The organism is Leptospira fluminis, from assembly GCF_004771275.1.
Taxonomy (GTDB): domain Bacteria; phylum Spirochaetota; class Leptospiria; order Leptospirales; family Leptospiraceae; genus Leptospira_B; species Leptospira_B fluminis.
In genome coordinates this window covers 197,296-210,901 of record NZ_RQEV01000012.1, presented here as the reverse complement: position 1 = coordinate 210,901, position 13,606 = coordinate 197,296, and the positions used below count along the sequence as shown (strand labels likewise).

Sequence of the window (13,606 nt, the reverse complement as noted above, 5' to 3'; positions counted from 1 at the left end):
TTACAACTCTTCGAACTTCCTTACGATGGTCTCCACCAAAGGATGTCTGGTAATATCTTCCTTACCGAAAAATACCTGACCAATACTTTCCGTGTTCCTAAATAAATTTACGACACGGTCAAAACCAGATCTTCCGTGCTCCAAATCGATCTGGGTGACGTCGCCCGAAATGCACATCCTGGAATTCCGCCCCAAACGAGTCATAATCATCTTCAATTGGGAAAGGGTGCAGTTCTGGGCCTCGTCCAAAATGATGAAACTTTTGGAAAGCGTGCGCCCTCTCATGAAGGCCACGGGAGCGATTTCGATCTTCGTGAGAGAGATGTATTCCTGCGTCTTTTCGAATCCGATACATTCGTTCAGTGCGTCGTAGACCGGGCGAAGATAAGGGTCCACTTTTTGGTTCAAATCACCGGGTAGAAATCCGAGATTCTCTCCCGCTTCCACGGCGGGACGCGTCAGAACGATTTTTTCGATCAACCCGTTCTGGAGAAACCGGCAAGCCATGGCCACGGAAAGAAAGGTCTTTCCCGTACCTGCCGGACCGATTCCGAAAGTGATCAGGTTATTCAAGAAAGATTGAATGTATTTGTCCTGATTCTTTGTCCTCGGATAAAGGTGTTTTCCCCTATAGGTGGTGAGGATCTTTTCGGAAGGTTTGAAAGGTTCCGCCTCCCCCTTTCTTTCCTCCTTCCGTTTTTCCCTGGTTACCTGTTTTAAAAGATACGCAAAGTCGAAGGAGTCGGTGAACTCCCGGTCCGGCCGATCCCGATAATTCGCCTCTAGCAAACGGAAGAAATCCGAGGCGAACTCCACCTTAGGCGCGCTCCCTTCCAATTGAAATCCGTTTCCTCTCGGAATCAGATCGATTTCCAATTGCTTTTCCAGGATTTTCACGCCGCTATCGTTGATCCCGCAGATCTTGCGATAGAGATCCTGACTTTCGAAAATAAATTGCTCTTTCTTAATGGACTTTATACCTTCACTAATCTGAGTTTCAGCTCTTGGAGTTGTTTTTCTTCGACTTCGGACGGACATTCGCTCATGAGGCAGATTCCCTTTTGCGTTTTCGGAAACGCGATCACGTCGCGAATCGATTTTCCTTCGGTCATCAACATCAGAATTCTATCTATACCGAACGCGATTCCTCCGTGCGGAGGAGCCCCGTATTCCAGCGCTTCTAACAGAAATCCGAATTTCTCCTTCGCTTCTTCCTCACCGATTCCGAGCGCCGAAAATACACGATTCTGCAACTCTCTAGAATGGATACGAATGGATCCTCCTCCAATCTCCACCCCGTTCAGAACGAGATCGTAAGCCTTGGCAAGAGCCTGTCCCGCTCCTTCCCGGAGTTTTTCGTCGGAAGAGAATATCTCCAAGCTCGAATCGTTCGGAGAAGTGAACGGATGGTGCAAGGAATCCCAGCGATTGGCATCCTTATTCCACTCGAACATCGGAAAATCCACGATCCACGAAATATGGAAGTGCCCTTCCGTGGGTTTGTCAAACCTTTCCGAAAGTTTCAGACGGAGAGCGCCCAAGGAATGGTTTACGATCTGCCTTTCGTCGGCTCCGAAAAAGATCATATCCCCCTCTTTGGAACCGACGGCTTCCGAAATCTTTGCCAAAGTCTCCGGACTGAAACGTTTCGTGATCGTGGATTCCAGGCCGTTCGGACCGTGTTTCATGTAAGCGAGACCTTTGGCCTTGTAATCCCGATTTAACCAAGCGGTCAGATCCTCGATCTCCTTCCGGGAAATCACGGAACCTCCCGGAACGCAGACCGCCTTTACGACACCGTGAGTAGCAACGGCCACGGTAAACACCTGGAAATCGCCGTTTTTAACGATCTCGGAGACGTCCACCAGCTTCATTCCGAAACGGAGATCCGGTTTGTCCGATCCGTATTCCTCCATCGCTTGTCGGTATTTCATTCTAGGAAAAGGAGTCTTCAATTCCAGAGAGAAAACGTCCTTCATCACTTTCGAAAACAATCCCTCGATCTCCGCCAGGATCTCTTCCTGGGAAACGAAGGAAAATTCCATATCCAATTGGGTGAATTCCGGTTGCCTATCCGCACGCAAATCCTCGTCGCGAAAACACTTTACGACTTGGAAATATCTCTCCACGCCGCCGACCATTAGAATTTGCTTAAATATCTGGGGGGACTGGGGAAGAGCGTAAAAGGAATTCGGATTCAATCTGGATGGGACGAGAAAATCCCGTGCGCCTTCGGGCGTGGACTTGTTCAGGATCGGAGTTTCTATCTCCAGGAATTTTTTGGAATTCAGATAATTGCGGATGGCGAAGACGAACTCGTGCCGCTTTACCATGCGATTCTTCAACTCGTCTCTTCGGAAATCCAGATACCTGTATTTCAACCTATGTTCTTCCGAAGTCTCCTCGAATTCGTCCAAGGAAAAAGGAGGGGTTTTTGCGGAGTTCAGGATCTCCAATTTATCCGCGACGAGCTCGATCTCTCCCGTCTGCATTTTCGGGTTCACGCTTTCCGGATCCCGTTTGCGTAGCGTTCCCTGGACCGCAATCACGTATTCGGATCGGATTTTTTCTGCAAGATGGAAATGATCTTTCAGGATCTCTTTGCGGAGTACGATCTGCAGGATTCCGGTTCGATCCCGAAGATCCACGAAAATCACTCCGCCTTGGTCTCGAAACCGGAAAGCCCAGCCGAACACGGAGATCGTATTTCCCGCCTGTTGAACGGAGGTTTCCCCCGCCCAGGTTCTATTCTTATAATGATTCAGAATCCAATCTTCCAAAAATTCTTTCCCTTAACTTTCGCGGCGAATCGATGGATTCCCCGCCGCGAATCATATATTATCAAATCTGGAAAGTTCGGGTCGAAAGGCAAGTGGAAAAGAACCGGTAGGTCCGGATCGATTTTTAGCGACGATGATTTCAGCCGTGCCAGGCTTCACGCTGTCGTCCTGCTCTCCGTCCTTTCCCGTTCCGCGATAGATGAACGTGACGATGTCCGCATCCTGCTCTATGGCTCCGGACTCCCGCAAGTCCGCGAGTTGGGGCCTCTGGTCCTTGGACCTTTGCTCGATGGATCGGTTCATCTGCGAAAGAGCCACTACGGGGCACCTGGCCTCCTTTGCGATCTGCTTTAAGGTGCGGGAAATGGACGCGACCTCCTGTTGGCGGCCTCCGTCCCTGTTTTTGGGATCGCTCATCAACTGAAGGTAATCCACGATGATGAGTCCCAGAGTTTCGTTGGTCAGAAGTTTCCGGATCCTTCCTTTGAAATCGTCCACGGTTAGAGCGCCGGAATCGTCTATATAGATCGGAGCGGAAGTCACTCTGATGATCGCATCCAGCAACTTGGGGGCGTCGGACTTGGTCACTTCCGACCGTTTCAGTTTATTGGACTCCACCTGAGCATAGGCGCAGACCAACTTCAGAAGTAACTCCATACGGCTCATTTCCAAGGAAAAGATCACCACAGGTTTGTTATGCATCAAAGCCACGTTGGAAGCGATGTTCATAGCGAGAGTGGTCTTTCCGTTTCCGGGTCTGGCCGCCAATACCATCAATTCGTATTCCTTCAATCCGGAAGTCATCTCATCGAATTGGGTAAAGTTCGTCCTGAGCCCCTTGATCTGCCCCCGACTCTGCATGATTTCCTTGATATATTCGGAAAGAGCCGCCTTGTCCTGGGAAACGGGCAATAACCCTTTGACGTCCGTGGCACGGGATACCTCCGTGAGGCTCCTTTCGATCTGGTTGAATACGGATTCGTTTTCCCCGGGCTCTTTCTGTATCATTTCCAGAGCGCTGTGGAGTAATTTGGCGTAGGTCCGACGTTCGGACAGTCGCTTGATCCTTTCCGCGTAGTACGCCAACGGGTGGGAAACCACCGTGTCCCTGTACAAGGAATAAATGTATTCGTATTCCCTTTCGGGGTCTTTTAGGAGGGAATTTTCTTTTAGGAAATTTAAAACGGAAACCGGATCGATGGCGGTCCGTTTGTCCACCAAGTCCAGAATGGCTTTATAGATTCTGCGGTGGGTATCCTGGTAGAAGTCTTCGGAATGAAGAGGAATATCTACCAGGTTCTCCGCTCCCTTTAAGAGTAAGAAACCCAAGAAGGACTTCTCGGATTCCAGTTCGAAAAGGGAGTCGGCTTGCATTCGAATTAAATCATCAGCCTTCGGTAACGGCTTCTTCCTCTTTCTTCACATGAACGGTGATGGTAGGGAAAATGCCTTCCGCCAAGCGGACTTTTAATTTATAGGATCCGAGATTACGGATAGGTTCCGGAAATTCGATTTTACGTTTGTCCACGTCGAAACCGTCTTTTTTCAAGAGGGAGGCCACGTCGGCGGCGGTTACGGCTCCGAAAAGCTTATCTCCGCCTCCCGTTTTCACCACGATCTCGAACTCTTTTCCGTTCAGACCGGAAGAAACGGATTCCATGACTTTCTTCCGTTTCTCTTTTTTCAAGTCGGCCAGTTTTTTCTGGTGGATGGCCATTTTGGTTTTTCCCTCGTCCGCGCGAACCGCCAAACGTTTGGGAAAGAGGAAATTACGCGCAAACCCGTCCGCGACTTCCTTGATGTCTCCTGCGTCGCCTAGATTGGAAACGTCTTTTTGTAAAACGACTCTCATTGATGCTCTCCTCAGTTAACCTTGAACGGAAGCAATCCGATGCTACGGGCTTTGCGGATTTCCCGCGCCAAGATTCTTTGGTACTTTGCGGAAGTACCGGTGATTCTACGTGGAATGATTTTCCCGCGATTCGTGATGAATCTTTCCAAAAGCTCGATATTCTTATAGTCGATCTGTTTTGCAAGCTCCGGGTCCGCGGTAAAACGGCAAACCTTCTTCTTGTATTTGTTCTGCTTTTTGGGGGGACGGCCGCCTTCGTGTTCTCCGGCGATCATGCCGTCCATGGAAGCTTCTTGTCTTCCTACTTCTTCTTGTACTTCGTTCTCTGCCATTGTCTGGTGTCCTTGTTAAAAGGGTATATCATCGTCGTTTCCGGATCCGCCAAAGTCTTCGTGGGAAGACGAATAAGCGGTTCCGCCGGTAGCGGCCGCAGGAGAATTACCATAGTCCCCTCCTCCGCTTTCTTTCCCGCCGATCATCTGGAAATTCTCCACGACAATTCGGATACGGGAGGCTTTCTTACCTTCCATGGTTTCCCAAGTATCCTGCTTGAGCCTTCCCTCGATCACGAGTTGTTTGCCCTTTTTGCAGTACTGCTGGATGATTTCCGCCCCCTTGCCCCACGCTTCGCAGTCGAAAAAATGAGTTTCCTCTTTCTTTTCTCCGTTGGAAACGAAGGTACGGCCGTTGGCCAGGGAAAAATTCACCAAGGAAGTCCCGTTTACGGTTTTGAATTCCGGATCCCGGGTTAGGCGACCTACTAAAGTCACCCGATTGATATCGTTAGCCATTGCGCCGGACGATCATGGAGCGGAGTAGATTTTGGTTTAATTTAAAATCCCGCTCTACTTTTTCGATGGAACTGTGGTCGGCATTTACCTTAAAATGGGTAAAGATCCCGTAGTCCTGGTGCTTGATGGGATGCCAAAGTTTCTTTTGGCCCCAATCTTCTTCGGCGGTCACGCTGATGGAATGCTTTTTGAAGATGTCGACCACTTCGTTTTTAGCGACTTCCTTAGCGGTGGAACGCGTAATTGTAGTTATCTCGTAGTTTCTCAAAAGTTTCTCCTATGGATGTAAGCCCGTCTACGATCTGCGGCGGGCAGAAGAATTGGATTTTGTCCTATTTTTGGACGCTAAGGCTTACGGTCAAGCAGGATCGGAGTTTCCGGTTTTCTCCCGTACAACGAACCCGTTTAGAAAGAAGCTTCTCGAATCCAAATTTCGCTTCCCGGACAGGAAACCGTGTCCGCTCTCCAAAATCCCTGCCTTTGCGGAGACTCGGAGAATTCCAGGAACCTCCGATCGGAGCGGAATCGAGTGTCCCCCCGAAGGGATTCGTCCAAGAATACCACATTGATTTTATATTCCAAAACGAACTCTGTCCAATCCTTTCCTTTCCGGTACGGCTCTATGTATTTGCAGTCTTTGCCGCCTATATACATGCAAAGAGATCCGTGCGTGGAAAGAATTCGGATTTCCGGGGGAATTCTTTCATTCGATTGGAAAAAACGGGCCCGGGATAGATGGGAACAGGCCCCCAGTTCCCTTTTCGGCGCCTTGTTTACCGAGGAAGTCAATCCGAGAAGCAGACAAACCGAAGCGTACACCAATGCCAAAGTCCGAACCTTTCGAAAACGGAAAAACACCGCTATTAAAAAAAACAGGAACGGGATGAGTAGAATCAGATAGTGAATCCTGGGGTAAACGATCGAAATTCCCAGGAAAGGCGGAAGAACCGCGGAGACCCAAAAAATCTCCAAGTCCTTATGCATTTTTACCCAACGAAAGAGACGTTTTCTCTTCTGCCAAAGAAGCACACAGAGAACGAGGAATCCCAAAAATCCCAACCAGAGAGGGCCACCCATGGATAGGAATTTCCCGAAGTCCGAAAGATTCCTCCCTACGTGCAAAAAGAACCGATACGGATCCGAGCGCAAAGCCCCGAAGATCGAGTTCACCGGACCGAAATCGGCGAATACAGCTCTCTCCGCGTTGGTCCAAGGGTCCTCGGGAAAACGTCCGAGTTGGTGCATTCGTAAAGCATAATGTTGGAAAAATGCGATCACGCTTCTTTCCCGATCCCAAACGGGAAAGAAGATGGAAAAGACGACCAAGAAGACCGGCAGAAGGAAGAAAAACGAAGCGACGATCGGATTTTTCCGAAATTTGTCGTATTTCAATTCCGGAATTTCCTTAAAAAAAACGTAAAATGCAAACAGAAAGAAGCCGAGAAAGAACTCCGGACGAATGTATTGCAAAATAAAAAATACCGATAGGGAAAGACTCCGAAAGACTTTTCCCTGTCCGAAATGGAAATAGAAACAGATCGGCAAGACCGCCAAGAAAGCGGCCACTTTCGTGATGAAAGGCCAAGCCAAGGAGTAAGTAGGATCGGAAAGAACGATTGCCCCGAACAGCAGGGAAACCGCCGTCGCATCCTTACGCCCCGGTAGAAAAGCCGCCACTAGTACGATCGCAAAGAAGAAGAGCAGGTTCGAAAGATAGAAATTCAGAAAGTACGCCCGAATCGGATCCAAGGCTAGGATATGGAGTATTTTATAATATACAAAATAAATAAACCCGTCCTTAAAAAAGTACGTCAAAGGCGCTTTTCCGTTTTCCAAATAAACGGATTCGTCGTAAAGCCCCAGATCCAGACCGGAACCGTATGCGGAAAGGATTCGCAGAACCGCCAATCCGCCCAAAACGGACAATAGCGCGGATCTCCATCCCTTCCTTTTTTGACTCTTCATCGATTTTCCCATATTCAATTCGCGGTCTCCAAGTCTATCCAGCCGCGTTCCCCGTCGATCCTAATCTTCGTTCCGAGATCTTCCGATAGAACCGCAATCTCGCGTAAAAAGGAACGCGCCTCTTCCCCTTCTAAAATGCGGACCTGGTGGATTTCAGTCTGGAATTTTCCGAAGATCGGAACCAATTCCACGCGGAGCAAATTCCCTTTTTTGATATGCAGTACAGCGATCAGGTTGTGGTTCAAGTAGGAGTTTCTGCTCCCGAAAATCAGATTCCCGAGCGAATAGAATACGATCCCGTTTCCTACTCTTTCGATTCCCTGTGGAATGTGAGGGTGGTGGCCGACAATGACCTGGATTCCGTTTCCTAATAAAGCCCTAGCCTGGTCCCTCTGCTCTTTCGTAGGAATCGGAGAGTATTCCACGCCCCAATGCAAGGAAACGATTTTGAATCCCCGTTTGGGCGATTGAGAAGCGGACGGAACGGAAATCTTGGGAGGAAGGATCCGAATCCTTTTTCCTTTTTTGAACGTACGCTTCGGTTTGGTCGGAATCGGAACGGTATTCTTTAGCTTCGGAACCAAAAACTCCGGCTCAAAAAACAACACTCCCGGTTTCTCCCCGGCGTATTGCTGTTTTCCTTCCGCCACGTTCGTCGCGGAATACACGATCAGCTTGGTTCCTTTCTTTTCGAGGGACCAAGGTCCGAGCGCCTCTGCATAATTTTTGCCGGCACCTATATAGGAAATTCCTCTAGCTTTCAGGAACTTTTCCGTTTCCGCAAGTCCTTCGGCTCCGTGGTCCATCGCATGGTTATTCCCTAAAAAAACGAGATCCACACCCAGATACGAAAAGGAATCCAGGTCGGTATCCTTCGCCTGAAATACGTACGCTTTTCCGATGTCCCAGGATTTTTCCGAAACGACCGGAGTTTCCAGATTCAGCATCCGAAGATCCGCCTCGTCGAACACGGATTTCAAACCCCGAACCGGAGCAAGTTCTCCCTTGGCCCGAATAGTATCCCGGATCCCCCAATTGAACATTACGTCCCCGCCCACCAGAACTTTCAGCAGCTCAGGATCTTCCTCTTCCTGTTGCAGAAGTTTTCCTAAACTTTCCCGTAACTGTTCCGCGATCCCTCCTCCGCCAGCCGGAGTCGGTTCGGGAGAAGCCGCATTGGTCTTTACCTGCTCCGCTCGAAAACATCCCAGACAGATCCAGAGCAGGAATAGGATGATAAAAAAAGAACTCTCCGATCCGGAACGACCTAGGAAAGGTTTGCGAAAAAAATTCTCCATCGCCTGAACCAAAATAGGTCTTTCTCCGAATTTGGAAATCAGTTTTGACTTTCCTCTCTCCAGGATTTTCCGGCGGGAAATCAAGAAATTTTTTCTTGCGGAGGTTCCGAACAGAGAGCCCGGATTTCCTCCGAAATCGGAATCGTCGGATTCCAACCCAAGGAGAGCAAAGGGCTAGCGTCCAATACCAAGGAACCGAACAATCGGTCCACGATTCCCCGGAAGCCGAAAAGCTTTCCCGCAAAAACCATCCAACTAGGGGGAAAATAGAAGAGTCGGCTTCGGATTCCTAGCGACTCCGAAAAAAAGCGGAACAATTCCGGAGTGGAAAGGGAGGAATCGCTTACTAAAAAAAGACCGTTTTCCGTTTTAGGATTCTTTAAAGTGAATACGATGGCGTCGCAGAAATTCCGGACCCCCACCATGCTCCTTCGGTTTCGGATCCCCGAAAACGGGAGCGGAATACCCGTTTTTACCAAGGACACCAATCGATCCAGATTTCCCTTGGCTCCTTTCCCCACGATCAGCGGGGGACGGAGTATGGTGAATTTCAGGGAGGTAGAACGGGAGGTTTCCTTGAGGAACTCTTCCGCCTCCCATTTGGTTCTGCCGTAATCGTCTTTCGGCTTGGGCAAATCTTCCGCCGTAAGAGGTTTTTCGTTGGAACTTTCCCCCAAAGCTTTGATGGAGCTTACATACAAGAAGCGAGGGATCTCATTTCGGATCGCAGCCTCGGTTAGGATTTTCGTGGTGTCCACGTTGGCCCTTCGGAACGCTGCGGCAGGATCCGAGTCCTTTTCATGGATCACATGCGCCCTACCGCCCAAGTGAACGATGGCATAAATCTTTTCCGACGATCGGGAAGTCGCGAGGTTTAATTCGGAAAGATCTCCCTCGGACAAACGTTTGGAGGAAATCGGAAGAACTTCGAACCCCGCGTCTTTTAATTTCGGAAGGAGGCATTTACCCACGAATCCGGTCGTTCCCGTGACTACGATTTTCATTCTTTGTTATCCGAAGAGAAAAAATCCGATCAGGACCGAAACTAAACCTAGCACCCCGATGCGGATTCCGATTTTTGCCATGTCTTTGATCTCGAATCCCCCCACGGCATAGGCCACCGCGTTCGGAGGAGTGGAAACCGGTAACGACATAGCGAGAGACGCGCCTAACGCGCTTCCTAATACCAGTTGGATCGCGTAGGCCTCGTTCCCCGGTAAAAGCAAAGCCGCCACGGGTAAAGCGAGAGGCACCAGAAGATTCGCGGTCGCAGTATTGGAAAGGAATGTGGACAGAAATAGTCCGACTGAAAAGAAAATTCCCAAAACCCAAAAGCTCTCGTTGGGACCGGCTTGGGATCCGATCAAAGTTCCGAACCATTCTCCCGCGCCGCTCTTTTCGATTCCTGTGCCTAACGCGATTCCTCCCGCGACCAAAATCAGAACGTCCCATTCCAAAGAGCGGATATCTCCGGAGTCCAGGATCCCCGCAGCGGTAAATACCAGAAGAGGCAGGATCGCGACCACTCCCGCAGGAATGCCGTGAAAGGATTCGCTAAACCATAATACTACGGTCAAAAAAAACGTACCTAAAACGAAACGCAGATTCCGTTTGGAATCGGATCGCTCCGTCTCACCGAACTGGAGAGTCAGCCTTAGGCCGGAACTCGCGGGAAAAGCTCGCACGATCCAGAACCAGGCGAAAAAAAGAAGCAGTAAGAGCAAAGGAATCGCGACTAACATCCAGGTTCCGAAGGAAATTTCGGCTCCGTAGCCTTGGTTTTTTAAGCTCGCAAATGCGATTATGTTCGGAGGAGAACCGATCGGAGTTCCTATCCCGCCCAAATTCGCGGCAAAAGGGATTCCGATCAGGATCGCTTTTCTGAAATTCTCTTCTTTAGGAAGAATTTGTAATAAAGGAAAAACTAATGCAATCATCAATGACGTAGTGGCCGTATTGCTCATCCAGAGGGAAATTCCTGCCGTAACCAACATCAATCCCATCAAGACGTATTTCGGGGAGTCTCCGAAGCGAGGTAGGACCCGGTTTGCCAACCATCTGTCCACTCCGACTTTAACGCAGGCCTTTGCGAGTGCAAAACTCCCGAGAAAAAGGATCACGGCAGAGTCCGCGATCGAGGCCAGAAAAACGCTCGGTGGCGGAGATTTTTGTCCGGGACGAGAGAACGTCTGCAGAATCTCCCATTTTCCAGGATTGGAAAAAAGAAGAATTTCCGACAGGATTACCAGCAGGGAAGTGGCGTGGCCGGGAATGACTTCGAAGATCCAGAAGCAGGCCGCTAATAGAAAGACGAAAAACATTCCGCCGACGGGGAAAGGCAACCAGCCTTGAGCGGCGGCAAATACCGGTAAGGAGGAAAGTATTAGGGAAACAAGAAGTTTGACGGATTTTTCTATCGTAAAATTCGGCATGGCAGAGTAGGAAAGACGTTACGGAATTCCACCCGAAGGTAGGAATTCTGTCAATCTAGTACGACTGTGATCCGAGGATTCGCGCCTTGCCGGTCCGGAAAAAATTGTGGTCCGGACGGCTTTCCCTTAAACAATGGCACTAGGTCCTTCGAGCGTATGTCAGAATTAGTATCCATTATCATGCCGGTCTATAATGCGGAAAAATTCATAGAGGCGAGCATCGAAAGCGTCTTAAAGCAGACTTACGGCTTCTGGGAATTGATCATGGTGGACGATCTATCCAAAGATTCGAGCCGTTCCATCATGCTTTCTTATCAAAAGAAGGAACCTAGAATCAAGGCCTTTCTCAAGGAAAAAAATTCGGGATCCGCGGATAGCAGAAATCGAGGGATCGAAATCGCCAAAGGAAGATACGTGGCGTTTTTGGATTCCGACGACCTTTGGGATCCCCACTTTTTAGAGGAACAGGTCCGTTTGATGCGGGAAGAAAAAGCCGCATTTTCCTTTTGCTCTTATCGTATCGTCGACGAGGAAGGCAAAGAAGTGCTGAAACCTTATATGGCGAAACGGAAAAAAATCACGTACTGGCATAATCTGCTGTATAACCGCGTAGGACTATTGACCGCCATGTACGATGCCGAAGCGCTGGGAAAAATGTACTTCGATACCGGCTTAAAAAGCTTAAGGGACGATTATGCGCTCTGGCTGGATATTCTAAAAAAGATTCCGTACGGCGTAGGCAATCCGGAGATTCTCGCCAGTTATAGGGTCAGAAAAGGAGCCCTGACTTCGAATAAGAAAAACGTAATTCTCCCTCATTTCCGCATGTTAAAGAACAGGGAAAATTTGGGCTGGCTCGCCGCCGCTTTTTATACGGGGATTTGGGGATTCGTCGCGGTTAAGAAATATTATTTCAATAAAATATAATTCTTTTATCCTTCATGTTGCTGTACAAGATCAGATTCTGGCCGGAAGACGAAAGCAAAGACGCGGAACTTTACGTAAAAGGAAAGTTCAGATCTACCCTTAAAAACGGAAAGCTTACGCTTTCTCCCGGCGAAAAAATCTGTTTTGATACCTATTTCAATTCCTTTTCGCCGAATTCCTGGCGAAAATACACACGGCTATCCTTTTTGAATCTGGAAATAAACGGAAAAGGAAGGTTTCGTGTCCGCATCCTGGGAGGAAATCGAAAAGGGTCGGACATCCACTGGAAAGTAGTGGCGGAGGAGGAAGTGAAGGACCGATTCCTCGCCGAGATGAGATTGGAAGATCTGGACTACGAACTTCTATATCCGGAATTGGAATCGCTGGAGGAAGGATGCACAATCCACGGAGGGGCTTATTCTTCCCGGGACGGAAATACGGATATCCGTCTTTCCGTCGTCTTCTGCACGTTCCGGAGGGAAGATTTCATCGATAAGAATATTCGCAACTTAAGAAAGGGAATTTTAGAGGACGACGGATCTCCCTTGCGGGATCATCTTCGCATATCAGTTGTTGATAACGGAAATACATTGGAAAATCGGAATATAAAAAACTTCCTGGAAGTGTTTCCCAATAAAAACCTGGGAGGATCCGGAGGATTCGCCCGGGGCATCCTAGAATCCCTGAAAGACTCCCGGTTTACCCATATCCTTCTTCTCGACGACGATATCCGGTTTTCGATCACTTCTCTCGAAATTCTGCATTCCTTCCTTTCCTTTCTCCGCGGGGAATTCGAAAAGCATTTCGTAGGGGGAAATCTGATCGATTTGGCCATTCCCCATCTGCAATACGAACGAAATGCCGTATGGAACGGGATTTCCACAAGATTAAACGGAAGCGGTTTGGACTTAAGAAAAACGGAATGTCTTTTTTGGCGGGATTCGGAAGCGGCGGAGGGATCGTACGCCGGATGGTGGTTTTGCTGCATTCCGACGAAAGTAGTACGGGAACTGGGACTTCCCCTTCCTTTCTTTCTAAAAGGGGACGACGTGGAATATTCCCTTCGGAACGGCTCGAAATTGATTTCCCTAAACGGAGTCGGAGCCTGGCACGAGGCCTTCCCGAAAAGGGTCAGGAAATGGAATTACTATTATCAGATTAGAAATTATTTCGTTCTCAGCGTACTGAGAGTAAGAGGATACGGTCGATCGGACTTTCTTCTTTTCTCTCTCTTACGACTGTTCAAAAACCTACTTTGGCGCAACGAGTTGGCGTTAAAGTACACCCGAAAAGCGCTTGAGGACATCCATAGCGGAAGCCTACCTACTTCGGGCGAAGAAGCGGAATCCCTTCAAAAATCCGTTTTGGAATTGAAAGCCGACGGAACCGATTTGGGAAGATTGGCCTGGGACTGTACGTTTCTGACGCTCCGGATCTGGAAAGAATTTCCCCGCATCTGTACCGAGATCCGAAGGAATTCCCTAGAATTCCCGAGCGTGGAGTTTTGGCGAAAATACCTGAGCCTAAGTTAGAAAATACTTTGCTAAACGAAATCCGGAGC

At 48.9% G+C, this 13,606-nt stretch carries 13 protein-coding genes; 2 read left to right on the top strand and 11 right to left on the bottom strand.

The genetic code is table 11. The annotated features are described in order from the left end of the window. The 11 genes from EHO61_RS12935 to EHO61_RS12885 all read right to left on the bottom strand — a co-directional run bounded on the left by EHO61_RS12935 (nucleotide 1) and on the right by EHO61_RS12885 (nucleotide 11,118). On the bottom strand, nucleotides 1-969 hold the full coding sequence (locus EHO61_RS12935) for a PhoH family protein (RefSeq protein ID WP_135814225.1): 969 nt from the start codon (nucleotides 967-969) through the stop codon (nucleotides 1-3). Nucleotides 970-974: 5 nt separating this feature from the next. Beyond that, the gene (gene aspS / locus EHO61_RS12930; protein WP_135813996.1) at nucleotides 975-2,780 is read right to left on the bottom strand and encodes an aspartate--tRNA ligase; all 1,806 of its coding nucleotides are present in this window, start codon (nucleotides 2,778-2,780) and stop codon (nucleotides 975-977) included. 51 nt (nucleotides 2,781-2,831) lie between these two features. Continuing rightward, nucleotides 2,832-4,154, bottom strand: a complete 1,323-nt coding sequence (dnaB, locus tag EHO61_RS12925; protein WP_135813995.1) for a replicative DNA helicase — start codon at nucleotides 4,152-4,154, stop codon at nucleotides 2,832-2,834. 13 nt (nucleotides 4,155-4,167) lie between these two features. Then, complete coding sequence (gene rplI / locus EHO61_RS12920; protein ID WP_135813994.1) at nucleotides 4,168-4,632, bottom strand: 50S ribosomal protein L9; 465 nt, start codon at nucleotides 4,630-4,632, stop codon at nucleotides 4,168-4,170. Nucleotides 4,633-4,643: 11 nt separating this feature from the next. Next, complete coding sequence (rpsR, locus tag EHO61_RS12915) at nucleotides 4,644-4,964, bottom strand: 30S ribosomal protein S18 (protein ID WP_135813993.1); 321 nt, start codon at nucleotides 4,962-4,964, stop codon at nucleotides 4,644-4,646. Between the two features lie 15 nt (nucleotides 4,965-4,979). Next, the gene (locus tag EHO61_RS12910; protein ID WP_135813992.1) at nucleotides 4,980-5,423 is read right to left on the bottom strand and encodes a single-stranded DNA-binding protein; all 444 of its coding nucleotides are present in this window, start codon (nucleotides 5,421-5,423) and stop codon (nucleotides 4,980-4,982) included. After that, nucleotides 5,416-5,691 carry a 30S ribosomal protein S6 gene (gene rpsF, locus EHO61_RS12905; protein ID WP_135813991.1) on the bottom strand — a complete coding sequence of 92 codons (276 nt, stop codon included), beginning with the start codon at nucleotides 5,689-5,691 and terminating at the stop codon, nucleotides 5,416-5,418. Before rpsF ends, EHO61_RS12910 begins: the two co-directional genes overlap by 8 nt. A 137-nt stretch (nucleotides 5,692-5,828) precedes the next feature. Beyond that, complete coding sequence (locus EHO61_RS12900) at nucleotides 5,829-7,388, bottom strand: hypothetical protein (protein ID WP_135813990.1); 1,560 nt, start codon at nucleotides 7,386-7,388, stop codon at nucleotides 5,829-5,831. A 14-nt stretch (nucleotides 7,389-7,402) separates the two neighbouring features. Beyond that, nucleotides 7,403-8,686, bottom strand: a complete 1,284-nt coding sequence (locus EHO61_RS12895) for a CapA family protein (RefSeq protein ID WP_135814224.1) — start codon at nucleotides 8,684-8,686, stop codon at nucleotides 7,403-7,405. 80 nt (nucleotides 8,687-8,766) lie between these two features. After that, on the bottom strand, nucleotides 8,767-9,690 hold the full coding sequence (locus EHO61_RS12890) for an NAD-dependent epimerase/dehydratase family protein (RefSeq protein ID WP_135813989.1): 924 nt from the start codon (nucleotides 9,688-9,690) through the stop codon (nucleotides 8,767-8,769). 6 nt (nucleotides 9,691-9,696) lie between these two features. Then, the gene (locus EHO61_RS12885) at nucleotides 9,697-11,118 is read right to left on the bottom strand and encodes an SLC13 family permease (RefSeq protein ID WP_135813988.1); all 1,422 of its coding nucleotides are present in this window, start codon (nucleotides 11,116-11,118) and stop codon (nucleotides 9,697-9,699) included. A gap of 156 nt (nucleotides 11,119-11,274) precedes the next feature. Between EHO61_RS12885 and EHO61_RS12880 the strand changes: the two genes are divergently transcribed. Both EHO61_RS12880 and EHO61_RS12875 read left to right on the top strand, forming a co-directional pair. Then, on the top strand, nucleotides 11,275-12,045 hold the full coding sequence (locus tag EHO61_RS12880; protein ID WP_135813987.1) for a glycosyltransferase family 2 protein: 771 nt from the start codon (nucleotides 11,275-11,277) through the stop codon (nucleotides 12,043-12,045). A 14-nt stretch (nucleotides 12,046-12,059) separates the two neighbouring features. Further along, nucleotides 12,060-13,577, top strand: coding sequence for a glycosyltransferase (locus EHO61_RS12875; protein WP_135813986.1), 1,518 nt, complete (start codon nucleotides 12,060-12,062; stop codon nucleotides 13,575-13,577). The last annotated feature ends 29 nt before the right edge of the window (nucleotides 13,578-13,606 follow it).

What these genes read in the sequence shown, in the direction of transcription:
- dnaB (WP_135813995.1), bottom strand. Translation starts at nt 4,154, where the DNA reads ATGCAAGCCGACTCCCTTTTCGAACTGGAATCCGAGAAGTCCTTCTTG.
- rplI (WP_135813994.1), bottom strand. Translation starts at nt 4,632, where the DNA reads ATGAGAGTCGTTTTACAAAAAGACGTTTCCAATCTAGGCGACGCAGGA.
- rpsR (WP_135813993.1), bottom strand. Translation starts at nt 4,964, where the DNA reads ATGGCAGAGAACGAAGTACAAGAAGAAGTAGGAAGACAAGAAGCTTCC.
- EHO61_RS12910 (WP_135813992.1), bottom strand. Translation starts at nt 5,423, where the DNA reads ATGGCTAACGATATCAATCGGGTGACTTTAGTAGGTCGCCTAACCCGG.
- EHO61_RS12900 (WP_135813990.1), bottom strand. Translation starts at nt 7,388, where the DNA reads ATGAAGAGTCAAAAAAGGAAGGGATGGAGATCCGCGCTATTGTCCGTT.
- EHO61_RS12895 (WP_135814224.1), bottom strand. Translation starts at nt 8,686, where the DNA reads ATGGAGAATTTTTTTCGCAAACCTTTCCTAGGTCGTTCCGGATCGGAG.
- EHO61_RS12890 (WP_135813989.1), bottom strand. Translation starts at nt 9,690, where the DNA reads ATGAAAATCGTAGTCACGGGAACGACCGGATTCGTGGGTAAATGCCTC.
- EHO61_RS12885 (WP_135813988.1), bottom strand. Translation starts at nt 11,118, where the DNA reads ATGCCGAATTTTACGATAGAAAAATCCGTCAAACTTCTTGTTTCCCTA.
- EHO61_RS12880 (WP_135813987.1), top strand. Translation starts at nt 11,275, where the DNA reads ATGTCAGAATTAGTATCCATTATCATGCCGGTCTATAATGCGGAAAAA.
- EHO61_RS12875 (WP_135813986.1), top strand. Translation starts at nt 12,060, where the DNA reads ATGTTGCTGTACAAGATCAGATTCTGGCCGGAAGACGAAAGCAAAGAC.